Annotated in this window: 20 protein-coding genes; 6 read left to right on the top strand and 14 right to left on the bottom strand. The window is 63.3% G+C overall.

Features of this window, described 5'->3' with window-relative positions:
* The first annotated feature begins 337 nt into the window (after window positions 1-337).
* Entirely contained in the window at window positions 338-1,606 is a 1,269-nt protein-coding gene (locus FEZ60_RS26375) for an HNH endonuclease signature motif containing protein (RefSeq protein WP_242484834.1), read from the top strand.
* Here the strand turns inward: FEZ60_RS26375 and FEZ60_RS26370 are convergent.
* The gene (locus FEZ60_RS26370) at window positions 1,603-1,857 is read right to left on the bottom strand and encodes a helix-turn-helix transcriptional regulator (protein WP_045069480.1); all 255 of its coding nucleotides are present in this window, start codon (window positions 1,855-1,857) and stop codon (window positions 1,603-1,605) included. The two genes, FEZ60_RS26375 and FEZ60_RS26370, sit on opposite strands and share 4 nt — an antisense overlap.
* A gap of 54 nt (window positions 1,858-1,911) precedes the next feature.
* Between FEZ60_RS26370 and map the strand changes: the two genes are divergently transcribed.
* Window positions 1,912-2,673, top strand: coding sequence for a type I methionyl aminopeptidase (map, locus tag FEZ60_RS26365; protein ID WP_033234450.1), 762 nt, complete (start codon window positions 1,912-1,914; stop codon window positions 2,671-2,673).
* Here the strand turns inward: map and FEZ60_RS26360 are convergent.
* The 4 genes from FEZ60_RS26360 to pruA form a co-directional block, all read right to left on the bottom strand.
* Entirely contained in the window at window positions 2,670-4,265 is a 1,596-nt protein-coding gene (locus FEZ60_RS26360; RefSeq protein ID WP_045069479.1) for a substrate-binding domain-containing protein, read from the bottom strand. The two genes, map and FEZ60_RS26360, sit on opposite strands and share 4 nt — an antisense overlap.
* 97 nt (window positions 4,266-4,362) lie before the next feature.
* The gene (locus FEZ60_RS26355; protein WP_172937435.1) at window positions 4,363-5,781 is read right to left on the bottom strand and encodes an acyl-CoA synthetase; all 1,419 of its coding nucleotides are present in this window, start codon (window positions 5,779-5,781) and stop codon (window positions 4,363-4,365) included.
* A 44-nt stretch (window positions 5,782-5,825) separates the two neighbouring features.
* Window positions 5,826-6,767 (bottom strand): proline dehydrogenase family protein, encoded by a 942-nt coding sequence (locus tag FEZ60_RS26350; RefSeq protein WP_172937434.1) that lies wholly within the window; start codon window positions 6,765-6,767, stop codon window positions 5,826-5,828.
* A complete protein-coding gene (gene pruA / locus FEZ60_RS26345; RefSeq protein ID WP_172937433.1) occupies window positions 6,764-8,398 on the bottom strand; it encodes an L-glutamate gamma-semialdehyde dehydrogenase in 1,635 nt (544 codons plus the stop codon). The genes FEZ60_RS26350 and pruA overlap by 4 nt, the downstream gene beginning before the upstream one ends.
* 102 nt (window positions 8,399-8,500) lie before the next feature.
* Here pruA and FEZ60_RS26340 point away from each other — a divergent pair, with 102 nt between their 5' ends.
* Together FEZ60_RS26340 and FEZ60_RS26335 are read left to right on the top strand one after the other, a co-directional pair.
* A complete protein-coding gene (locus tag FEZ60_RS26340) occupies window positions 8,501-9,277 on the top strand; it encodes a cyclase family protein (protein ID WP_172937432.1) in 777 nt (258 codons plus the stop codon).
* Window positions 9,274-10,926: a thiamine pyrophosphate-binding protein gene (locus FEZ60_RS26335; protein ID WP_172937431.1), complete on the top strand. Its 1,653-nt coding sequence runs from the start codon at window positions 9,274-9,276 to the stop codon at window positions 10,924-10,926. Before FEZ60_RS26340 ends, FEZ60_RS26335 begins: the two co-directional genes overlap by 4 nt.
* Here FEZ60_RS26335 and dapC read toward each other — a convergent pair.
* The 5 genes from dapC to FEZ60_RS26310 form a co-directional block, all read right to left on the bottom strand.
* A complete protein-coding gene (gene dapC, locus FEZ60_RS26330) occupies window positions 10,923-12,032 on the bottom strand; it encodes a succinyldiaminopimelate transaminase (RefSeq protein ID WP_033234455.1) in 1,110 nt (369 codons plus the stop codon). The genes FEZ60_RS26335 and dapC overlap by 4 nt on opposite strands.
* 5 nt (window positions 12,033-12,037) lie before the next feature.
* A complete protein-coding gene (fdxA, locus tag FEZ60_RS26325; RefSeq protein WP_033234456.1) occupies window positions 12,038-12,361 on the bottom strand; it encodes a ferredoxin in 324 nt (107 codons plus the stop codon).
* A 59-nt stretch (window positions 12,362-12,420) separates the two neighbouring features.
* Window positions 12,421-13,179 (bottom strand): hypothetical protein, encoded by a 759-nt coding sequence (locus tag FEZ60_RS26320; protein WP_172937430.1) that lies wholly within the window; start codon window positions 13,177-13,179, stop codon window positions 12,421-12,423.
* Complete coding sequence (locus FEZ60_RS26315; RefSeq protein WP_172937478.1) at window positions 13,179-15,731, bottom strand: bifunctional FO biosynthesis protein CofGH; 2,553 nt, start codon at window positions 15,729-15,731, stop codon at window positions 13,179-13,181. The genes FEZ60_RS26320 and FEZ60_RS26315 overlap by 1 nt, the downstream gene beginning before the upstream one ends.
* A gap of 95 nt (window positions 15,732-15,826) precedes the next feature.
* Window positions 15,827-16,015: a hypothetical protein gene (locus FEZ60_RS26310; protein ID WP_172937429.1), complete on the bottom strand. Its 189-nt coding sequence runs from the start codon at window positions 16,013-16,015 to the stop codon at window positions 15,827-15,829.
* Between the two features lie 81 nt (window positions 16,016-16,096).
* Here FEZ60_RS26310 and FEZ60_RS26305 point away from each other — a divergent pair, with 81 nt between their 5' ends.
* Both FEZ60_RS26305 and FEZ60_RS26300 read left to right on the top strand, forming a co-directional pair.
* Window positions 16,097-16,600, top strand: coding sequence for a PH domain-containing protein (locus FEZ60_RS26305; protein ID WP_172937428.1), 504 nt, complete (start codon window positions 16,097-16,099; stop codon window positions 16,598-16,600).
* Window positions 16,597-18,144: a PH domain-containing protein gene (locus tag FEZ60_RS26300; RefSeq protein ID WP_172937427.1), complete on the top strand. Its 1,548-nt coding sequence runs from the start codon at window positions 16,597-16,599 to the stop codon at window positions 18,142-18,144. The genes FEZ60_RS26305 and FEZ60_RS26300 overlap by 4 nt, the downstream gene beginning before the upstream one ends.
* On the opposite strand, the gene FEZ60_RS26295 is transcribed toward FEZ60_RS26300, so the two are convergent.
* From FEZ60_RS26295 to FEZ60_RS26280, 4 genes are read right to left on the bottom strand one after another with little or no spacing between them, the layout of a single operon-like run.
* Window positions 18,104-18,949: a uroporphyrinogen-III synthase gene (locus tag FEZ60_RS26295; RefSeq protein ID WP_033234462.1), complete on the bottom strand. Its 846-nt coding sequence runs from the start codon at window positions 18,947-18,949 to the stop codon at window positions 18,104-18,106. The two genes, FEZ60_RS26300 and FEZ60_RS26295, sit on opposite strands and share 41 nt — an antisense overlap.
* Before the next feature lie 14 nt (window positions 18,950-18,963).
* Window positions 18,964-19,389, bottom strand: a complete 426-nt coding sequence (locus tag FEZ60_RS26290; RefSeq protein WP_172937426.1) for a hypothetical protein — start codon at window positions 19,387-19,389, stop codon at window positions 18,964-18,966.
* Window positions 19,386-20,267, bottom strand: coding sequence for an N-acetyl-1-D-myo-inositol-2-amino-2-deoxy-alpha-D-glucopyranoside deacetylase (gene mshB, locus FEZ60_RS26285; protein ID WP_172937425.1), 882 nt, complete (start codon window positions 20,265-20,267; stop codon window positions 19,386-19,388). The genes FEZ60_RS26290 and mshB overlap by 4 nt, the downstream gene beginning before the upstream one ends.
* Window positions 20,264-22,051, bottom strand: a complete 1,788-nt coding sequence (locus FEZ60_RS26280; protein WP_033234465.1) for an ABC transporter family substrate-binding protein — start codon at window positions 22,049-22,051, stop codon at window positions 20,264-20,266. Before FEZ60_RS26280 ends, mshB begins: the two co-directional genes overlap by 4 nt.
* Window positions 22,052-22,194: the final 143 nt, after the last annotated feature.

Genomic DNA, 22,194 nt, shown 5'->3' with positions numbered 1-22,194 from the left:
TCCAGCTCGCCTACATTAGCCTGAAATACACCAATCACATGGAATTAAGTCTCAGTACCCCGAGAACTCACCCACACCAAAAATTAGGCACGGAGAACAAACCGTGACATCGTCGCAACGCGGGGCATTAAGAATCTTCTAACACGATGCAGTTTCGCTCGGAGTTAGATCGGCGCGGGATACAAAACCCCTGAGGGAGTCGCAAAATGTACGTGCGCGCAAGCGGCATGATCGCGCGCCCACTTTGATCCAAACAGATCAGCAAGCCAAAACTATTGCGCAGGTGGATGTTCGACGGTAAGATCGAATGCACGTTCGACATTACCGGGGGGCAATGATGACGACCGCAGTTTCCGACCACACGATTACACAGTTTCGTTCAGTACTGATCGACATGGATCGTTCCGTCGACAATGCAGCACGAGTTGACTTGCTGCGTGCACTCGAGGAACTGAAAGCCAGTTGTGCAGGCGCACAAGCATTGCTAGCTGCTGATCTGGATGCTTCCACTCGCAAAGACCGTGGCGAACGCGGCGTTCCAGTTGCACATCAGGGTCGCGGAATCAACGCCCAAGTTGCTCTCGCTAGACGCGAATCAGTCTGGTCGGGCACTCAACACCTGAGCCTTGCACGCGCACTGAACGACGAGATGCCCTACACACTCAGACTCCTGATCTACGGCGCCATCAACGAGCAGCGGGCCACCATCCTCATGCGCGAAACCGCCTGCCTCACAGTCCAAGATCGCGCCGCACTCGATCGCGAGTTCTGCTGCGACGCAGATAACCTGGCCGGCTGCGGAGACCAACAATTGACCGCCAGAATCCGCGCACGCACCGCCGAGGTAGATGCCGAAAGCGTAGTCCGGCGCGCCCGCAAAGCCGTGGGTGACCGCCGGGTGACATCACGCCCGGCGCCCGACACTATGTGCTACCTCAGTGTTCTGCTCCCGGTCTCGGAAGGGGTTGCCGTTCACGCCACATTAATGCGAGATGCAGATTCCATCCTCGCGCGTGGCGATGATCGCACTCGCGCTCAGATCATGGCGGATCTCCTCGTCGAGCGAGTCACCGGAATCGGGCGCGCAACGCCCACACCCGTCACCGTGAATCTTGTGATTTCCGACCAAACACTCTTCGGCGATGCCACAGACCCCGCACACGTCAACGGCTACGGGCCTATCCCCGCCGGCATTGCCCGAGAGTGGATTGCGCAGTCCGGCAAAGACATCCGGAGGCTCTATGCCTGCCCCTCCACGGGAGAGCTGACAGCTATGGAGTCCAAGTCCAGAATCTTCCCGAAGGGACTGGCGCAGTTGATCGACCTCCGCGATCGAAGCTGCCGCACACCGTGGTGCGACGCACCCGTTCGTCATCGCGACCACATTCGCGACCACCAGAGAGGCGGCGCCACCAGCGCAGTCAACGGTGCAGGACTGTGCGCGGCATGCAATTACGCCAAACAGGGATTGGACTGGTACGCCGAAACCGACGATCACGCACCCGGCACCAGGCACTCCTTCACGACCACAACGCCTACCGGCCACCGGTATTCGTCGGTCGCCCCGCCACTTCCGATACCGTGGGTCAGCCCCGAAGCCGCCTAAACAGTCACGCGGGCGAGGCAGATCCGGGCAAGCTCATCGAGTGGCACCGAGAGCACATCGGCGAGTGCGGCAATCGTGACAAACGCCGGCGTCGGCATGCGCCCGGTCTCGATCTTGCGCAGTGTTTCCGGCGAAATCGCGGCGGCCTCCGCCACATCGACAAGCGTGCGACCACCGCGGGCCTGACGCAGATAGGCGCCCAACTGCTGACCGACAGCAAGCTGGGCCGGAGTTAACGGAAGTCGCACCATGCGACCAGAGTACCGTATGGTGGTATTTTAATACCGGCCCGAAAGGAAATTCCTGTGGTGGAACTGAAAACAACCAACGAGATCGAAGCAATGCGCGTCACCGGCGCGTTCATCGCCGAACTACTCGCCGATCTCGCTGCTCGCGCCAAGCCCGGAGTCAATCTCCTCGACCTCGAGCACCGCGCCCGCCACCTGATCGAAGAACGCGGCGCCGTGTCCTGCTACTGGGACTACTCACCGTCCTTCGGACGTGGACCCTTCCGCAACGTCATCTGCCTTTCCGTCAACGACGCAGTGCTGCACGGACTTCCGCACGACTACGTGCTACAGGACGGCGATCTGCTGACCATGGACATCGCGGTCTCCATCGACGGGTGGGTTGCAGACTCGGCGCGCAGTCTCATCGTCGGCGTTCCCCGCGCCGAGGACCAACGCCTCATCGAAGCCACCGAACGTGCCCTCACCGCAGCTATTGCAGTCGCCCGGCCAGGCAATCGCCTCGGCGACATCTCCGCTGCGATCGGCGCTGTCGCAGCCGATTACGGCTACCCGGTGAACACCGAATTCGGTGGACACGGACTCGGCCGCACCATGCACGAAGATCCGCACATCCCCAACATCGGACGCGCAGGTCGCGGCATGAAACTGCGACGCGGACTGACCCTCGCGATCGAACCGTGGTTCGCTCTCACAACCGACAAGATCATCTTCGACGACGACGGATGGACCATCCGCTCGGCCGACGGATCACGCACAGCGCACAGCGAACACACCATTGCCGTCACCGACGGTGATGCGCTCGTCCTGACGCGCTAAGCGCCGCGGTGAGCCAATGCGTTGACAAACACGCCGGAAATTTCCGACGGATCACGGGCGATGTAGGTGGACCCGCCGGTCACCCGTGAAATGTCTGCCAGCGCAGCCGCATCGGCGTCGTCGGTGATTCCGATGGTCACGATGATCACCGGTCGCGCTGGGTCCTGCTCCCGTTCGAGCACGTCGAGCAACTGCTCGCGCGTGATGCTGTCGGGATCCTCGTTGGCACCGTCGGTCAGGATGATCACACTGTTGACCGCGCGCGGGTCGTACGATTCCTGAACCTTCCGAAACGCCGCGAGTGTGGTGTCGTAGAGGCCCGTTGCGCCGCGCTTGAGTTTCGTCAAGGTCTTGGTCTGCTCTGCCATGAGGCTTCGCTGCGTTAATCCACCAACCATGGTGTCGTAGCGGCGAATCGGAACCAGTTCCTGGTAGTCCTGGGTTCCGTTCATGCCCTGGGAGAAGGCCCAGAGTCCGGCTGCGACACTGTCCGGGAACACCTGGTTGCCGGTGAGCGCGGCAGCTGTCGTGAGGTCCATGCGGGTCTTCCCACCGGCGGCCGGGAAGTCCATCGACGACGACACGTCGATCGCGACGAGAGTACGGATCGGTTTAGCCAACAATGCCCAGGATCCGAGCGTCTTGTCGAGTGCGGCTTGGTCCGGCACCGGCAAGGCCTGGACAGCTCCGACGCCCCCATCTACCTGTCCCTGGCCGGACGGGTCGCGAAAACCGTTGCGAGCCAGTATTTCCTGTGACTCCGGGCTCTCGAAGAGCGTCGCGAGGACTTTTGCTTTCTGCGCCGCGGCGTAATGACGATCGGGCGCCGAGGCACTTACCACCAACGGATAGTCCATCAGCACAGTTCCGGTGGACGGTACCGTCGCGCTGATGGCGGTGTTTGCGAACTGGGTGACCTGCTGTTCGGTCGACACCCCTACCTTGCCGGTAGTGACAAGTTCGGTCAGCATCTTCGCGCCGACAGGCTGGTCCTCGGCGCGCACACTTTCGGCCTGGGCGTGCGGCACCAAAGCCGTGCGAACAGCATCCGCGCCGCTCCCGCTCTCGGCCAGTGCAGCCTGGATCGGAGCGGACGCGATTCCGGTGGACAGCGGATTGCCGAGCGCAAGATCGGGCACTTGGAGCACCGACAGCCAGTCGGCAAACTCCTCACCTCCGGATGCCAGCACCACTGGAGACGTCGCGATGGAACCGCCGGCGGCGGCAACCGGACCGGCCGCAGTGAGAGCTGCTTTGCTGATCCACGACGTGGAGTCCGGAATCCACAGATCCGGTGCATCGGCGCCCTTACCCAATCGTCCGACCACGTCGCCTGGCAGTGCTGCTTCGACAACGACGTGCATGCAGTCCGTCTGCTCCGGGGTGGTTCCGGCCAACACCTCGGATATCGACGGCGCTATGGACGGGTCTGCTGCCAGGGTGAAGTCTTCGACGCTGTCGCAGGTATCGGGTTGCACGGACTTGAAGACGACAATTCCGGTGGCAACGAGCGCCAGCGCAACCATCCCGCCGACTGCGTAAAAACCGAATGATCGCCCGCTGTCAGCGCTCGAATGCCGTCCGCCCGCCATGAAACCTGTCCCTCCGATGCCAGTTGCGCACGCAACTGGAGCAAGTCTTACCGGCGGGTAGTGTAGCGAAAAACACAGAAAAACCAACCAAACAAGATTATTCGGGCAGTAACAAGCGCTTTTGCACCTTGCCCATCGCGTTCCGCGGCAGGGTGTCGACAAACCGAATTTCGCGTGGACGCTTGTGCGCGGACAACTGCGCACCCACCAGATCCACGAGGTCCGGTTCTGTGACCTCGGGTGTTGAGGGCCGCCGAACAACCCATGCCACGATCCGCTGACCGAGGTCAGGATCGGGAACGCCGACAACCGCGACCTCAGCGACACCGGGATGCCCCAGGATGGCCGTCTCGATCTCGCCGGCCCCCACTCGGAAGCCGCCCGTCTTGATCAGATCGATGGATTCACGGCCCACGATGCGGTGGAATCCCCCCTCGTCGACGACCGCGACGTCACCGGTCTTGAAGAAACCGTCCTCGGTCCACGATTCGGCAGTGGCATCAGGGCGATTGAGGTAGCCGTCGAACAGCATGGGTCCACGAACCTGAAGTCCACCGATGCTCTCGCCGTCGTGAGGCACGTCGTTGCCGGCCTCGTCGCGCAACCGGGTCTCGACCCCGCGCACCGGTAAACCCACCCAGCCTGGCCGACGCTCGCCGTCCGCACGGGTGCTGAGGGTCAGCATGGTCTCGCTCATTCCGTACCGCTCGATAGGCGCGTGGCCGGTGAGGGCGCGCAGCTTCTCGAATACCGGCACGGGCAGCGGTGCGCTACCGGAGACGAGCAGCCGGGCCGAAGCCAACGCCCGCGCCGACGCTTCGTCGTCGGCAATTCGCGACCACACCGTCGGCACCCCGAAATAGAGGGAGCCGCCGGCGTCCGCGTAAGCCTGCGGTGTCGGTTTCACAGTGTGGACCAACCGGCTGCCCACTCGTAGTGGTCCGAGCACGCCCAGGATCAGTCCGTGGACGTGAAAAAGAGGCAATCCGTGGACAACGGTGTCTCGGTGTGTCCACTGCCAGGCCTCCGCCAAGGCATCGAGACCTGCGGCAATTGCCCGCCGACTCAGCAACACACCCTTCGGCGGTCCGGTCGTTCCCGAGGTGTAGAGGACAAATGCAGTGGACTGCGGCGCCGGTTCCGGGTAGCTGTGCCACGAACGGGCGTGCAGGCGAACCGGAACTACCGGCAGGCCGACGCACAATTCGTCGGTCTCCCCCAGCCACGCCTGGGCGCCGGAGTCCTTCAGTATGTGTTCACGTTCGGCTGTTCCCGAATCCGGTGGCACAGGCACAACAGTGACGCCTGCGATGAGCGCTCCGACTACCGCCAGAATGGTCTTTGCCGTGGGAGTCGCCAGCACCGCAACACGCTCGGCCTGCGCAACCCGCTCTGCAACCGACGTGGCAGCGCCGAGAATATGGCTGCGCGAGAGAACCGTATCCCCGATGGTGATCGCGTCGTCGACGTCGTCGCCGCGGGCGATGGCAAGGGGATTCAGTGATCGAAGCAGCATTTTGACAGCATCTCACAACGCAGAAATCCCACTGCGTCGCAGCATCACTGTCTGGCCACGACCGAGCGCAGGAAGAACGCAAGATTCGCCGGCCGTTCCGCGAGCCTGCGCATGAAATACGGGTACCACGCGGAGCCGTACGGAACATATGTCCGGACATGCTGCCCCTCGGCAACCAGCCGTGCTTGCTCGGGTTCCCGGATACCGAACAACATCTGGTACTCGAATCGCTCGACACCACAAAACATCCGCGCCGCCGCCGCGATCACCACCGGATCATGCGACGCCACCATCGGGTATCCCGTTCCCCGGCACAGGATATCGAGACACCGCAGGTACGACGCCGTCACATCCTCGCGCCGGATATAGGCCACCGCCTCGGGCTCGTTGTACGCACCCTTGCACAGCCGGATCCGCGCATCATCGAAAGTGAGGCAATCCGATTCGGTGCGCCGCAGGTAGGCCTGCAGGACAGTGCCCAGCCACGGGAAATCGGCGCGCAACGATCGCACGGTCGCGAGCGTCGCATCGGTGGTGGTGTGGTCCTCCGCGTCCACGGTCACCCACACCCCGGCGGACTGCGCTGCCGCGCAAATAGTTCGAGCGTTTTCGGCGGCTACGTCGGTATTCAACTCTGCGCCCAACGACGACAGTTTCACCGACACCTCGACCCGCGGTACCGGAGCAAGCGCGCCGGAAAACTTCCCCAATTCCTCGATCAGCGACAGATATTCGTGCACGGTTGCCCGCGCCGACCCTGCGTCCGTCACGTTCTCTCCCAGGAAGTCGACGGAGACGTACCGGCCGTCGTCGAGTAATCGGCTCACCACCGCTATCGCGTCGCTGCGCTCGCGGCCAGCGACAAACCGGTTCACCACTTGACAGCTGAGCGGCGCCCGGGTAATCGCATGCTCGCATCGAGGAGAACGAGCGGCCGCCAGGATGACGGGGCGTAGCGAATTGGTAAGCACAGCAGACGGTTTCACGTCTCGTTCCCCTGGTGCGGATATCGGTAGTCCGTCGGAGCGACAAAGGTTTCCTTGACCGTACGGGCCGACACCCAGCGCAACAGGTTGATGGGCGAACCCGCCTTGTCGTTGGTGCCGGATCCGCGGGCGCCACCAAAAGGTTGTTGCCCCACTACCGCTCCGCTCGGCTTGTCGTTGACGTAGAAATTGCCGGCCGTGAATCGCAATGCGGCGGTTGCCTGAGCTACTGCCGCTCGGTCGGTGGCAAAAATCGATCCCGTCAACGCGTATGGCGTCGCAGCATCCACCTCTTCCAGGATCTGGGCAAAGGAATCGTCGTCGTAGACGTGAATCGAGAGGATCGGACCGAAATACTCGTCGGTCATGGCCTGGTCACGTGGATCGTCCACCAGCAGGACCGTCGGCCGCACGAAGTATCCGACGCTGTCGTCGGACTTGCCGCCGACCGCGATCGTGATACCGGCGGTGGCCCCCGCCCGTTCGATTGCCGCCGCACTCTTGTCGAACGCCCGACGGTCGATGACGGCGCCGCCGAAGTTCTCGAGATCGTTGACGTCGCCGTAGCTGATTGCGTCGACCTGCCCGAGAAAGCCGTCCCGCATCGATGTCCACAGACTTCGGGGGATGTAGGCGCGTGAGGCCGCCGAACACTTCTGACCTTGGTATTCGTAGGCACCTCGGATCAGCGCAGTCGTGAGGATCTCCGGGTCCGCCGAGGAATGCGCGACAACAAAGTCCTTGCCGCCGGTCTCGCCGACCAGACGCGGATAACCTGCATATTTGTCGATGTTCGCACCTACCTGCGCCCACAGTGACTTGAATGTTCGGGTCGAACCTGTGAAGTGAATTCCCGCGAGACGTCGATCCTGCAGTGCCACTGCGGAAATGTCCGGGCCGTCGCCGGTCACCAGATTGATCACGCCAGGAGGCAGACCCGCTTCTTCGAGCAGTTGCAGCGTCAGATACGCCGCCACGCTCTGAGTTGGTGACGGCTTCCAGAGAACGGTGTTGCCCATCAGCGCCGGGGCGGTCGGAAGATTGCCGGCAATCGCGGTGAAATTGAACGGCGTGACTGCGTAGACAAACCCCTCGAGCGGCCGGTAGTCCATCCGATTCCAGACGCCCGGCGACGACTGCGGCTGTTCCTCCAGGATCTGACGCGCGAAGTGCACGTTGAATCGCCAGAAGTCCACCAACTCGCAAGGAGCGTCAATCTCGGCCTGCTGCACCGACTTCGACTGACCCAACATCGTTGCCGCCGCGATCCGCTCGCGCCAGGGCCCGGACAGAAGGTCGGCAGCTCTCAAAAGCACGGCAGCTCGGTCGTCGAACGACAGTTCGCGCCAACCCGGCGCTGCTGCGGACGCGGCCTCGATCGCCCGGGCAGCGTCTTCGCCGGTGCCGTTCTGAAACGTGCCGAGGACGTGGGCGCGGCGGTGCGGTTCGACAACATCAACCGACGCACCCGAGCCGCGCACCTCCACTCCACCGATCACATGCGGTATCTCGAGGTGCTCGTCGGACACAGTCCGCAAAGCCGATCGGAGCCTTTTCCGCTCGGGGCTGCCGGGCGCATAGGAATGAACCGGCTCGTTGGCCGGAATCGGAACTGCGGTAACGCCGTCCATATCGCCCTCCGTAACCGAAAAACGCCTACCTTCAGTATCTCCCCTGGAATGCCCTCGATAGTGTGCGAATACACCCGCAGCGCTCGAATCGAAGGATGGCTCATGACCACACTGAACGACCTGCTCACAAAAATCGGTTCACAGTCCATCCAGATCGTCGACCTCACCGCCCCCTTGAGTTCCACCACCCCGGTCCTGTCGCTGCCCGAGCCGTTTGCCAACACCATCCCCGCCAGCCTCGAACCCGTCAGCAATTTCGACGACGCCGGACCGATGTGGAGCTGGAACAATCTGCATACCGGTGAGCACACCGGAACCCACCTCGATGCGCCGACGCACTGGGTGAGCGGCCGCGACGGCCTGAGCGTCGATCAGATCCCGCCGAACCGGTTGATCGGCCCCATCGCCGTCATCGACGTCACCGCCGAGGTCGAGAAGAACGCGGACTTCGTGCTCGAACCCGAGCACATCGAAGCCTGGGAATCAGCGAACGGGCCCCTTCCCGAGGGCGCGTGGCTGATCCTGCGCACCGGATGGGGTTCGCGGGTGGGCGACCCGGAGCGCTTTGCCAACGCCGACGCCGACGGCCCGCACACACCGGGTATCTCGGCAGCGGCAGCGAAGTGGCTGGCCGAATCGAGTCCGATCAGCGGTTTCGGAGTGGAGACGGTGGGAATCGATGCCGGCGCCGCAGGCGGTTTCGAGCCGATGTTTCCGGCGCACTACTACCTGTTGGGCAACAACAAATACGGACTCACCCAGTTGCTGAATGTCGACAAGCTGCCGACACTCGGCGCCGTGCTGGTTGTCTCACCCCTGCCGATCGTCGGGGGAACCGGCAGTCCGGCCCGGGTCTTTGCATTGGTCGAGCGCTCGTGACGCTCGTGAATACCGTTGCCGACCTCGTCGGACGCACCCTCGCAGAGTTGGGCGTCGGGTATACGTTCGGGGTAGTCGGCAGCGGAAACTTCACCGTCACCAATGCGCTACGGCGGCACGGAGTTCCGTTTGTCGCCGCCCGGCACGAGGGCGGCGCTGCCACCATGGCCGATGCCTACGCGCGCATGTCCGGAACGGTCGCTGTGGTCACCACCCATCAGGGATGTGGTTTGACCAATGCTCTGACCGGCATCACCGAAGCCGCCAAGAGTCGCACCCCGCTCATCGTGCTGACCGCCGATACCGCCGGCGCGGCAGTGCAATCCAACTTCAAGATCGACCAGGACGGTCTCGCTCGGAGCGTAGGCGCAGTGGCCGAGCGGGTACACAGCGCGGATTCTGCTGTCGCGGATACCGTTCGAGCGTTCACTACCGCTTGGCGCGAGCGCCGCACCGTCGTACTGAATCTTCCGCTCGATGTGCAAAGCCAGATCGCGGCCAGTGCAAACATGCCACCCAATGCGCCTGCACTCCAACATATTCGGCCGGATGGGATCGCGCTCGAAAAGTTCCTCGAACTACTTGCCGCCGCCGACCGCCCCGTTTTCGTGGCCGGACGCGGTGCTCGTGACGCCGGACCTGAGATCGCGGAACTTGCCCGCCACACCGGCGCGTTGGTTGCGACATCTGCCGTTGCTAACGGCTTGTTCCACTCGGATCCCTTCTCCCTCGGCATCTCCGGCGGGTTCTCGTCCCCTCGATCCGCGGAACTCATCGCCGGCGCCGACCTTGTTGTCGGATGGGGATGCGCGCTCAACATGTGGACCATGCGCCAGGGACATCTGATCGGCAAAGACACGACGGTTGTTCAAATCGATCTCGACTCCGCCGCACTGGGTGCCCACCGGCCGATCCATCTGGGCATCGTCGGCGACAGCGCGGCCACGGCCATCGACGCCTTGGACGCACTCGACAAGGCACCCGTCCGGGTCGGCTACCGCACCGATGCAGTTCGGGATTCAATTGCGACCGAATCGAAGTGGAGTCAGGTTCCGTTCGAGGATCTCAGCACCGAGCACTCGATAGATCCCCGGTTGCTCTCACTCGAACTCGACACCATCCTCCCCACGGAGCGCACGGTGTCCGTGGATTCGGGGAACTTCATGGGATACCCCAGCGCCTACCTGTCGGTGCCGGATCACTTCGGGTTCTGTTTCACGCAGGCTTTCCAGTCCATCGGATTGGGATTGGCCACCGCTATCGGCACCGCGTTGGCGCAGCCGGATCGTCTGCCCGTCGCGGCCCTCGGCGACGGCGGCTTCCTGATGGGCATTTCGGAGCTGGAAACCGTTGCGCGGCTGAAACTTCCCCTGCTGATCGTGGTCTACAACGACAGCGCGTACGGGGCCGAAGTCCATCATTTCACCGACCCAGACACTGACCGCACTACCGTGACCTTCCCGGACACCGATCTCGCGGCCATTGCCCGCGGTTACGGCGCCGACGGCCTCACGGTACGCACGGCCCGAGACCTGGACGCCGTGCGTACATGGGTAAGCGGGCCACGTAGTGGCCCGCTTGTCATCGACGCCAAGATCAGCAGCGACGGCGGATCCTGGTGGTTAGCCGAAGCCTTTAAGGGCCACTAAAGGCTTGTCGTCAGCCGCTTTGCCGCAGCGGCAATCCGCTCGTCCGTGGCGGTCAGTGCGATCCGCACGTGCTGACCGCCGGTCGGGCCGTAGAACTCGCCCGGCGCAACCAGGATGCCTCGCTCCGCGAACCAGGCAACAGTGTCCCGGCAGGCCTCGCCCCGCGTAGCCCACAGGTACAGGCCGGCTTCGGAATTGTCGACGGTGAATCCTGCACTGCGCACCGCGTCGAGCAGGATGGTCCGACGCTCACGGTAACGCTCACGCTGCACATTCTCGTGCAGATCGTCGCCGAGCGCGGCTTCCATCGCGGCCTGGATGGGCAGCGGCAGAATCATTCCAGCGTGCTTGCGGACCTCGAGAAGTTCCGCGACCAATGCCGGATCTCCGGTGACAAAACCGGCGCGGTAGCTCGCGAGATTCGACGTCTTCGACAGTGAATGCACGGCCAGCAGACCGGTGAGGTCACCGTCATTGACGCGGGGATCGAGGATGGACAGTGCGTCCGATTCCCAGGTCAGGCCGAGGTAGCACTCGTCGGATACGACGATGGCTCCGCGCTCACGTGCCCACGCCACCACCTTCTGCAGGTGCTCGAGACCGAGAACCTTGCCGGTGGGGTTGGACGGTGAGTTCACGAAGATCAGCGACGCCGATTCGGGACCGAGCTTGTTCAAGCCGTCGGCCCGCAAGATCCGAGCGCCTGCGAGCTTCGCGGCAACCTCGTAGGTGGGGTATGCCAACTCCGGAATGACCACAAGATCGTCGCCGCCCAGACCCAGAAGGGTCGGCAGCCACGCGATCATTTCCTTGGTACCGATCGCGGGCAGCACTGCCGCCGGATCGATATCGGGGATGTTGTATCGCCGATCGAGTGACTCGGCGATCGCCTCACGCAGGGAGAGGGTGCCGTGGGTGGTCGGATAACCCGGAATCTCCGCAACGGATGCAAGAGCTTCCTGGATGAGCGGGTCCACCGGATCCACCGGGGTGCCCACCGACAGATTCACGATGCCGTCGGGATGTGCGTGTGCCGTGGCTGTGACATCCGCCAGGGAATCCCAGGGAAAATCGGGAAGCCCGGCGGCCACCGGAGTACGAGACAAGATCTCTATTCCTCACCCATGGGAGGCAGCGCCTTGATGAACGGCGTGTCGTAGTCGACCTTGCCGAGCTTGGCGGCTCCACCCGGTGAGCCGAGGTTGTCGAAGAAATCGACGTTTGCGCTGATGTAGGGGCTCCACTGCTCCGGAACGTCGTCTTCGTAGAAGATCGCTTCGACAGGGCAGACAGGTTCACACGCGCCGCAGTCGACACATTCGTCGGGGTGGATGTAGAGCATGCGTCCACCCTCGTAGATGCAGTCGACGGGGCATTCTTCGATACATGCCTTGTCCATCACATCTACACACGGTTCAGCAATCGTGTAGGTCACTGCCTTCTCTCCCTGCCTTCCAGAGGTGCGCCTGCTGCGCGCAAGCGACTTAACACATTTCAGCCTACTGTGGTGGCGTTCCGCGACCGAATCGCGATCCACTTCTCGCCCGCGGATGCTGCCCGCACAAGCGCGCCGCGCTCGCCGAAATAGTCCGCGACCACGCCGATCACCGGAATCTTTCCGACGATCTCATACGGTTTGGTGCGCAGGGGGCGCTTATGCAGTTCGTCGCCGATTGCTCGAAAAGTTTGTGCGGTTTGCCACAGCGTTCCGATCAGAGCGAATGGTCGCCATGTCCCATCTGTGCTGGTGACAGCCTTTTCGGTGAAGTCCTCATCATTCAGCAGATCGCGAGTGCTGACTTCTCGGCGACACAGAACGGATGCCAGGAGATCAACCTGCTGATCACGTTCCGTCACGCCGTGCTCGCGGGCGACGGCCACCAGGACGACAGCCTGGTTGGCAAAGGCCAGCAAGTCCTGGATCGGAAACCGGTTGAGCAAAACCCCGAAAATTCCGGGAAATGCCACAGCGACCGTGTTGAGGGCGCCAAGGCGGGTGGTCCACCACTTCGATCGCTGCCCATCAGTCATGACGGACCACGCCGCGGTTCCGGGGAACTTGATCACGTCCAGAACCCAGGCAACGGCGTCGAGAACTGCCTCTGCCGCGCTGCGCTCGGGATCCGTGGGTTCGAAACTACGACGCTTGATGCCGAACGGATCGCTGTACGCGAGGTCGAGCACGGGGTTGATGCCCCAGACCGCTCGGTCGAGTACCTCGACAACTCGGCGATCACCCAGGATGTCTGGCATCAGACGGCCACCCCGTCACGACGCGCGTGCGTGGTGGTGCGCTCACGAGCCGGTCGACCGATGCCTTCGGCGATCGCCCGCAGTTCTGCGACGGTCTTCTCGCTGCCGTGCTCGGACCCGGCCATCCGGGAGATGGTCTCTTCCATCAGGGTTCCGCCGAGGTCGTTGGCGCCGCCGTTGAGCATCATCTGCGTTCCGGTGATACCCAGCTTGACCCAGCTGGTCTGGATGTTGGAGATCCGCCCGTGCAGCATGATGCGGGCAAGCGCGTGCGCCGCGCGGTTGTCGCGAATGGTCGGGCCGGGACGGGACGCACCCGCCAGATACAGCGGGGCGCTCTGATGCACGAAAGGCAGCAGCACGAACTCCGTGAATCCACCTGTACGGTCCTGGATTCCACGCAGCACGTTGAGGTGGCCGACCCAGTGGTGCGGCTGATCGACGTGCCCGTACATCATGGTCGAACTCGATCGCAGGCCCACTTCGTGCGCCGTGGTGACCACTTCGATCCACTCGGCCGTAGGCAATTTGCCCTTGGTCAGGATCCAGCGCACCTCGTCGTCGAGGATCTCCGCCGCGGTGCCGGGAATCGTGTCGAGACCGGCTTCGCGCAGCGCAGTGAGCCAGTCGCGGATGCTCTCACCACTACGTGAAGCACCGTTGACGATTTCCATCGGCGAGAACGCGTGGACGTGCATCGACGGCACGCGCTTCTTGACCGCACGCACCAGATCCGCGTAACCGGTGACCGGTAGTTCCGGGTCGATTCCGCCCTGCATGCAGACTTCGGTGGCGCCGGCGACGTGCGCCTCCCACGCCCGGTCTGCTACTTCCTCGGCCGACAGCGTGAAAGCGTCGGCGTCGCCCTTGCGCTGCGCAAATGCGCAGAATCGGCAGCCGGTGTAGCAGATGTTGGTGAAGTTGATGTTCCGATTCACGACGTAGGTGACGTCTTCGCCGATGGCATCCTTGCGGAGCGCATCTGCCAGTGCCACAACGGCTTCCAGCCCTGGGCCCTCGGCGGTGGCCAGCGCCAGGTATTCGTCGTCCGAGCACCCGGCGGGATCACGCTCGGCACTGCGCAGTGCCGCAAGAAGATCCGTGTCGACGCGAACCGGAGCACTCAATTCCAGAACCTGCTCACGCACGGTTTCCCAGTCACCGAAGGCACTGCCCAGGTCGCTGCGAGTCTCGGTGTTGCGGCCGTCGGTGTCGATCTCGGTGTTGAGGTCGACTCGTCCGCTCGACTCCCAGGATTCGTCCGGTTCCTGCCACGGCCGGCCCACCGGCTTGGTGTCGAGTTTGGCCAGTCCGGTCTTCGGATCGGCAAGTGCCTGAACGTGACCGGCGATCCGCGGGTCGATCCAGGGAGCACCGGCCAGAACATAGGCGGGCTGAGCGGCGGTGCGTTCGGTGAGCGTGAAGCCGCCTTCCGCACTGATCGCTGCCAGAGTCTCGAGGTTGGGCCACGGACGCTCGGGGTTGACGTGATCCGGAGTCAGGGGCGATACCCCGCCCCAGTCGTCGACGCCCGCGCCGAGAAGCGCAAGGCACTCGCTGTTCGAGACCAGATTCGGCGGACTCTGAATCCGCATCGACGGACCGAGCAGCAGACGCGCAACGGCGATCGCAGCCAGGAACTCGTCAAGCGAGGCGTCCGGGGAGTCTCGCATCGCGGTATCGGGCTTGGCCAGGAAGTTCTGGATGATGACTTCCTGAATATGACCGAAAGCCTTCTGCGACTTACGGATCGCCATGATCGACTCGGCCCGCTCGGCAAAGTTCTCGCCGATGCCGACCAGAATGCCGGTGGTGAACGGCACGTTGAGGCGACCGGCATCGGTCAGGGTCCGCAACCGGACGGCCGGGTCCTTGTCCGGGCTGCCGTAATGGCATTCACCCTTGTCCATGAACAGCCTGGTAGCGGTGGTCTCGAGCATCATGCCCATCGACGGCGCCACCGGCTTGAGGCGCGAAAGTTCCTGCCAGCTCATCACACCGGGGTTCAGGTGCGGAAGAAGTCCTGTTTCCTCGAGCACCCGAATCGACATCGCCCGCAGGTAGTCCAGAGTCGAGTCGTATCCACGCTCGTCGAGCCACTGCTTTGCTTCCGGCCAGCGCGCTTCCGGACGATCCCCCAAGGTGAACAGCGCTTCCTTGCAACCTAATTCAGCGCCCTGACGGGCAATCTCGAGGATCTCATCCGGTTCGAGGTACATGCCGCGTCCCTCGGCCCGCAACTTGCCAGGGACCTTGACAAACGTGCAGTAGTGGCACTTGTCCTGGCACAGGTGGGTCAGCGGAATGAACACCTTGCGCGAGTACGTCACCGTATTCGGGCGGCCGGCGGCTAACAAACCCGCGTCCCGAACCTTGGCCGCCGACGCGCACAGGTCCGCGAGGTCGGTTCCCCGGGCCTGCAGCAGCGTCGTTGCCTCGTCCACGTTCAGCGTCGCGCCGTCGCGAGCGCGGCGCAGCACGCGTCGCATCGCTGATGGGCTAGGCGACGCGGTCCCAGTTGCCGACGCGGACAGTCCAGGCATCGGAAGCATGGTGGGTTTGACGGAGTCATCACCAGTTCGGTTCACCTAGCGATCATGCGCCATACCCGACGACTACTGCCACTCGGTGCCGGAAGTACCAGGACTCAACTAGGTGGATACTCCTCGTCGATCGCAACTTCACGCCGCTGATCGACAACATCGGCCGCCGGTGCGTCGAGCGGAATATCGGTCAGGTCAGGTTCGTCGGGAGTGTTCGGATCTACCGGTGTTGCCTGTTCCAGAGCATCGGACTCCGGTGCCTCCGCGCTGAATGCCGAATCTTGTTCAGTCATCACGTGCTCCCTTCATGGTCGCCACACTCCACCATAGGGTGGTTGTCGACAGAACGCCTCAACTCGACCAAAGTAAGCACCATGACCGCGTCTAACACCATCACCATGGCCGATCCGCTGTGGCGTCCGAGCACCAAAGCACCCAGATTGTGGGCCATCACCGCAGCGCTTTTCTGGGCGCCGGTCATCATCGCCGAAATTGTCTGCGCGATCCTGATCTCCGGCCTGCCGACCTGGGTGGTGGGGGCGGTAGGTGCGGTCACCGTGTTCTGCGCAGCGGTACACATTCTGATGGTGCCGATGTGGCGTTACCGGGTGCATCGCTGGGAAATCAGCGACACCGCCGTGTACACCCGCACCGGCTGGTTCACGCAGGAACGACGCATCGCCCCGATCTCGCGGGTCCAGACCGTCGACACCGAACGTGGCCCCATCGACCGGATGCTGGGGCTCGCTACCGTCACCGTGACGACTGCGTCGTCGGCAGGTGCCGTGAAGATCTCCGCCCTCGATCAGGACGTGGCCGACCGTACAGTTGCACAACTGACTGCAATCGCCGGGACCAATTCGAGCGACGCGACATGAACGAAATCGACAAACTCATGATCGACATTCCCGACGAAGCAGAATCCGCAGCCGCCGAGGCCGCGGAGCAGGAACAGCCGTGGCTTCGCCTCGACCGACGGATGCTGCTGGTCCATCCGATCAACGAAGTGGTCAAACTGCTTCCGGTCCTGCTGATTTCCTTTGTTCTCGGCAGCCAGAGCGGCAACCACTACTGGGGATTCGGTGTTGTCACGCTGCTCGTGATCTACGGCCTCCTGCGGTATTTCACCACCACCTATCGCATCGGCCCCGTCCACGTTCAGCTACGCACCGGCGTCTTCCAGAAGAAGCTGCTCTCGGTGCCGCGCAGTCGCATCCGGTCTGTCGATGTCGAAGCCGGAGTCCTGCACCGCGTGTTGGGGCTGTCGATCGTGCGAATCGGCACGGGGCAGCGTGCCGGAAACGGCCACGATTCCAACAAATTCGAGCTCAACGCACTCTCGAGTGCGCTGGTTCCGGATCTACGCGGAGCCTTGCTGAGCGAGTCTCGGGGCACGCCCACACCCGATACACCGACCGCGCCGGTGTCCGCGGACGTCGAAATCGGGCACTGGCACGTGAGCTGGGTTCGGTTTGCGCCCTTCTCGTTCACCGGCATCGCGATCATCGCGGCAATCGTCGGCATCGCGTTCCAATACGGAATCGGCTCTGCGATCGCGAAGTCGTCCGCGGTCACCGGAGGCGTCGAATCGCTCGAAGGCCTCGGCATCACCGTGCTGGTCATTGTTCTGCTGGTCGCACTGCTCATCCTCTCCAGCGCCTTTGCGTGCATTCAGTATCTGATCGCGTTCGGCGACATGACGCTCACCGACAACGGTCGCATCCTGCACGTCAGCCACGGGCTGCTCAAGACCAGGGCGACAACGTTGGACCGGGCCCGGCTGCGCGGTACGACGCTCAAAGAACCGCTCCTGCTTCGACTTGCAGGCGGTGCGCGCCTGGACGCGATCATGACGGGAGTGAGTGCGGAGAAAAAAGAATCCTCGCTCCTGCTGCCGCAAGGCCCACGGGCCGAAGCGGAACGCGTCATGGCAACGGTCATCGGCGACAGCCGGCAGGCGTCCGTTCCGCTCATTCCCCACGGCGGGGCGGCCCGCCGCCGCCGATACACCCGAGCCCTGTTCCCTGCTGTGGCCGTTGCGGTCGCGGCAGTGGTCTGCCTGATCTTCGGAGTTCACGTGCCCACCTATGTCTGGGTCGCCGTCGTCGTGCTCGCTGTGGGCGGAGCGGGGCTTGCCTACGACCGGTACAACGGACTGGGCCACGCAGTACTACCCGGCTGGCTCATCACCCGCAGCGGCTCCCTCGACCGCAAACGGCACAGCCTCGAAGCCGACGGCGTGATCGGCTGGACGGTTCGTGAAACGTTCTTCCAGCGACGCGCCGGAGTTGCCACCGTCATCGCCGCAACCCCGGCAGGCACCGGCGGCTACGACGTAATCGACCTGCCCGCCGAGAGCGCGTGGGGTCTGATCGAAGCCGTCACGCCCGGAGCGCGCGACGTCTGGGCAAATCCTCGATGATCAACCGCGCCAACGCACCGAGGCGCGAGCGTTCCGGTTGGATGGTGGGCACGCCCAGAAGTTCCAACGGTGCGGCCGTCACCGGGCCGACGCAATAGGTGGGCACGTTGTCTCGCATCGCCGCGACGAAGCGTTCCAACTCCCCCATCTCCTTGGCCGTGCTGAGCATGGACGACACTGCCGGGGCGCTGGTGAAAGTGAGCGCGTCGATACTGCCTGAACGCACAGCGGAGACCAGTGCACGCACCTGCGACTGATCCGGCGGCCGAATCCACCGGTAGACCGAGACTGCCGTGACCACCGCGCCGATGTCGGTCAACGACGCACTCAGATCGGTCAGCGGTTCCCATTCGGTGATGATCCCGTGCAGTTGAACGGCCACGCGAACGCCGTCGACGCCCTCGCCGGCCAAGTGCGTCAGCACTTCCTCGGACGACTCCCCCGACGGCGACCATTCCTCACGCAAGCCCGCGCCGCGGATCGCCCCCATCGCCTTCGGACCGCGAGCCACGATGCGAGTCCGGTTCAGCGCGCCGAGAAACTGCTCCGTCAGATCCCACGACTCCACCGCCTCCAGCCAACCGCGGAACCCGATTCCCGTGCTGATCACCACGAGTTCCGGCGGATCCGCAATCAATGCCTCGGTCTGAACTCGCAGATCAGCGTCGTCGACCAGAGGAAGCACATGAATCACCGGGGTCCGGACCGTCTCCGCACCTCGCCGTTCGAGGAGCGTCGCAAATTCTTCCGAACGACGCTCCGCGGTCAGGGCGATGGTGACGCCCGCAAGATCTAGTTCAGCCACACTGCAAGTGTCCCTTATGAACGCTTCGAAGTATCGATAGACGCGAGAGCCTTGCCTGCCACTCGAAACAAAAAGACGATCGCCGGTGCCAGCGCGCCGACAAGCAGCAGGAAAGTGAGCGGCGACGACAACACCAGAACGTCGCCGCCTGGCCCGCCAACCATGCAGAAAAGGAATCCGGCGATCCAACCGGCCAGCGGAAGCGCTGCCTTACCGGTTGTCGTCACTGTCCGCGCCGCGATGACCAACCCGAGGTTGAACACGGCTGCCACCAGGATGCTGACCGGAAACGGTGTGGTGCCGAGGTAGCTCGGGAGAAAAATCACCGACAGTACGGCGCACAGAAATCCGTCGAAGATCAAGACGCCGAGGATGACCGGGTCGAGAAACGCAAATCTACCGTCGGGTGTTTCGACTGCGTCCGGTGAAGCACTGGTCATGAGATCCCACCGAAGAGGTCGCCCTCACGGCCGTCTGCATCAACCGGGCCCAACTCGCCGCGGACAAGCACAAAATGCTCGACCGGCACGATGGGCTGTACGACGTTGTTGGACAACGCGAACTCGGTGCGGCTCGGCGCGACAGTCACCTGCGTGGCGTGCGCGGACAGCGCGGCGGCCTTGGACTCGACAACGGCGCTCACATCGATCGCCGTCGTGACGTCCGCGTCGACCACACAGGGAAGCTCACCGGGCTCAGGTAGCCGCCACTGCGCCGGCACCTGAGCGATCGACGCGATTGCCCGCTCCAGAGAGCTACGTTCGGTCACGGTCCAGTAGAACTTCTGAGGGCTCCACGGCTCGCCGGCCTCGGGATAGACCGATGTTCCGGCCGCGGCAACGGCAGCGGTTGTGATGGCATTGGCTTGAATGTGATCGGGATGGCCGTACCCGCCGTTGGTGTCGTACGTGATCACCACATGTGGGCGCAGTTCCCGGATCACCTCGACCACGGCGCGAACCGCAACGTCGAGATCGGCGTTGACGAACGCCCGCGGATTGGCAGCTGACGGTGTCCCGGCCATTCCGGAATCACGAAAGTGACCGGCTCCCAGAAGGAATCGGGGTTCACTCACACCGAGACGGGACAACGCCGCGGTCAGCTCCGCAATCCGGTAGCCGCCGAGTTGATCAGCGGCGTCGGCAACCAGTCCGGCCCACCGATCACCGATTACCTCCCCTTCCTCACCCAACGTACAGGTCAGGACGGTCACCTCGGCACCTTCGTCGACGTACCTGGCGATGGTGCCGCCGGTGGTGATCGTTTCGTCGTCGGGATGCGCGTGAACCAGCAGCAGTCTCTTCTTTACGACGGTCATTCCTTCACCCTCACCCAGTTGGTTGCGTCACCGAATATTCCAACCTGAACCGGACTGGTCAGGGTGACACCTTCGACGCCGGTTCCGAGTGCGGCCAACGTGCGGTCCTGCACGATGGGCAGAACCGCCGCGAGATCCCACAACTTGGGCTCGGCGTCGGCGATCAGCGCCCCGAAATCACCGATCCCGCTGAGAGCTTCGTCGATCCGCGGCTGCAGCGAAGGGTCGCACAGTCCTGAAATATTGCTCGGCGCTTCCGAATCGGACTCGCGGGCCGTAGTCGGCGTCGGCGCGGTAGACGTCGACTCCGGAGTCTCGGTAGTGGTTACCGGCACGGTGGGAGTCAGGGGGCAACTGAACCGAGACGCCAACGACGTGGCAGGGTCGACGCCGGCGCGGATCCAGCCGACCACCATGTCTACGCTCCCCGTCGTGAGCTCCTTACCGTACAGCTCTTCTGCCGGAAGGGATTTCACGGTGGCCGCAATTCCTGCGTCCCGCAGTTCATCGGCAGCGGTGTTGGCCACCGCGATCGCGATGTCGTCGTTCTCCGGCGCCCCGAGCGTCAGTTCGAGCGGCTTGCCGTCACGGACGACGCTTCCGTTTGTTCCCCCGACCACGACCGGTCCCGCCGGCGGCACGACGACGTAGCCGGATTCCACCAATTGCTCCATCGAACGCTCACGACTCTGCTTGGGCGGCGCCGTCGGTACGTAGCCGGGATCGGACGGCGAGAGGATCTGCGCTTTTGCCGGAACCGCAGCAGATTCACTGCCCGCGGCCACTACTGCCAGAAGATCGGAATCCAGAAGTCCCAGAACAGCTTTGCGGACCCGGACATCGGCAAACATGGCACTGCGTCCGTTGACCGTCATGTCGAGGGTGCGCGGCACAAACGTAAAGGCCGTACTCACTCCCGGAACCGCCGACAGCTGAATGTCGGTAGCACTACCCGCATGAATCTGCGCGATCTGCGAATCGTCGGTGCGCATCGCTTCAGCCAACTGCGCAGCCGACCCGGCCCGGCGCATCACGATCTGATCCGGGTCCGACGGCTCTCCCCAGAACCTGTCATTGCGTTCGAGGATGATCTCGTCTCGGCCACGGTCGACGGAGCGCACGTGGAAGTGCGCCCCCGACACCGGAATTCCCTCACTCAAACCGGTACTGAAACCGCCGGGGGTGTCCTTCACAAGGTGGGATGGAAGAAGATCCGTGAAGAGTTCACGCCACGCCGGATACGCCGCGCGCATCACGACGTTCACGGTCTTGCCTCCACCGGACGAGGTGACGTCCGAAATCAATTGGTACCCGGCCGGGTTCACAACACCGGGAACCGAAATCATCTGCTGCCACAGGTAGCGGAAATCCTCGGCGGCGATCGGTGCGCCGTCGGACCACTGCGCTTCGTTGCGGAGCTGATAGCGAATCGTGAACGGCGCCTCCGAGACAACTTCCGCGGAAACGGCCAACGAGTCGTCGAGGACCCACTCGGCCTGGCCGGGCTGCACGGGCGAGCTGATCGGACGAAATACGCTGGGCAACACCAAGTTACCGACGGCAGAGTTCACCGGGGACAAATCGGCGAGGAGGTGGGGATTGAATCCGTCACCCACCTGGTCGATAGCCACCGACACCACCCGCATTGCCGGCGTGACGGGCGTCGTAGTCGGCTTGACCGTCTCGGTGCTCTCGACAGGCGGCGGTGGATCAGCAGTGCACGCCGTCAGAGACAACGCTGTCACCGCCACGGCCAACGCCAGGTACCGACGTCCAGCAACCACAGAGATATCCTTCCGTTTTCAGGCACGCGCAGCCTGAGTCCACGGTTTCCCAACCAACACGATGCCTGGAAACCATGAAGGCGAATGTACCTTTTGCCGGAAGAACACCGAGCAAAAGGCACATTCGCCTTGTCATGATTGTT

Origin of the sequence: Rhodococcus sp. MS16 (genome assembly GCF_013277795.1) — a bacterium.
Taxonomy (GTDB): domain Bacteria; phylum Actinomycetota; class Actinomycetes; order Mycobacteriales; family Mycobacteriaceae; genus Rhodococcus_F; species Rhodococcus_F globerula.
Note: the sequence above shows the minus strand (reverse complement) of the source record. Positions and strands in the feature narration are given on the sequence as shown.

Excerpts from the sequence above, each read along its gene's own strand:
- FEZ60_RS26360 (WP_045069479.1), bottom strand. The coding sequence starts at position 4,265 with ATGGCGGGCGGACGGCATTCGAGCGCTGACAGCGGGCGATCATTCGGT.
- pruA (WP_172937433.1), bottom strand. The coding sequence starts at position 8,398 with ATGGACGGCGTTACCGCAGTTCCGATTCCGGCCAACGAGCCGGTTCAT.
- FEZ60_RS26305 (WP_172937428.1), top strand. The coding sequence starts at position 16,097 with ATGACCGCGTCTAACACCATCACCATGGCCGATCCGCTGTGGCGTCCG.
- FEZ60_RS26290 (WP_172937426.1), bottom strand. The coding sequence starts at position 19,389 with ATGACCAGTGCTTCACCGGACGCAGTCGAAACACCCGACGGTAGATTT.
- FEZ60_RS26355 (WP_172937435.1), bottom strand. The coding sequence starts at position 5,781 with ATGCTGCTTCGATCACTGAATCCCCTTGCCATCGCCCGCGGCGACGAC.
- FEZ60_RS26320 (WP_172937430.1), bottom strand. The coding sequence starts at position 13,179 with ATGCCAGACATCCTGGGTGATCGCCGAGTTGTCGAGGTACTCGACCGA.
- FEZ60_RS26375 (WP_242484834.1), top strand. The coding sequence starts at position 338 with ATGACGACCGCAGTTTCCGACCACACGATTACACAGTTTCGTTCAGTA.
- FEZ60_RS26310 (WP_172937429.1), bottom strand. The coding sequence starts at position 16,015 with ATGACTGAACAAGATTCGGCATTCAGCGCGGAGGCACCGGAGTCCGAT.
- FEZ60_RS26370 (WP_045069480.1), bottom strand. The coding sequence starts at position 1,857 with ATGGTGCGACTTCCGTTAACTCCGGCCCAGCTTGCTGTCGGTCAGCAG.
- mshB (WP_172937425.1), bottom strand. The coding sequence starts at position 20,267 with ATGACCGTCGTAAAGAAGAGACTGCTGCTGGTTCACGCGCATCCCGAC.
- FEZ60_RS26340 (WP_172937432.1), top strand. The coding sequence starts at position 8,501 with ATGACCACACTGAACGACCTGCTCACAAAAATCGGTTCACAGTCCATC.
- FEZ60_RS26300 (WP_172937427.1), top strand. The coding sequence starts at position 16,597 with ATGAACGAAATCGACAAACTCATGATCGACATTCCCGACGAAGCAGAA.
- FEZ60_RS26315 (WP_172937478.1), bottom strand. The coding sequence starts at position 15,731 with ATGCTTCCGATGCCTGGACTGTCCGCGTCGGCAACTGGGACCGCGTCG.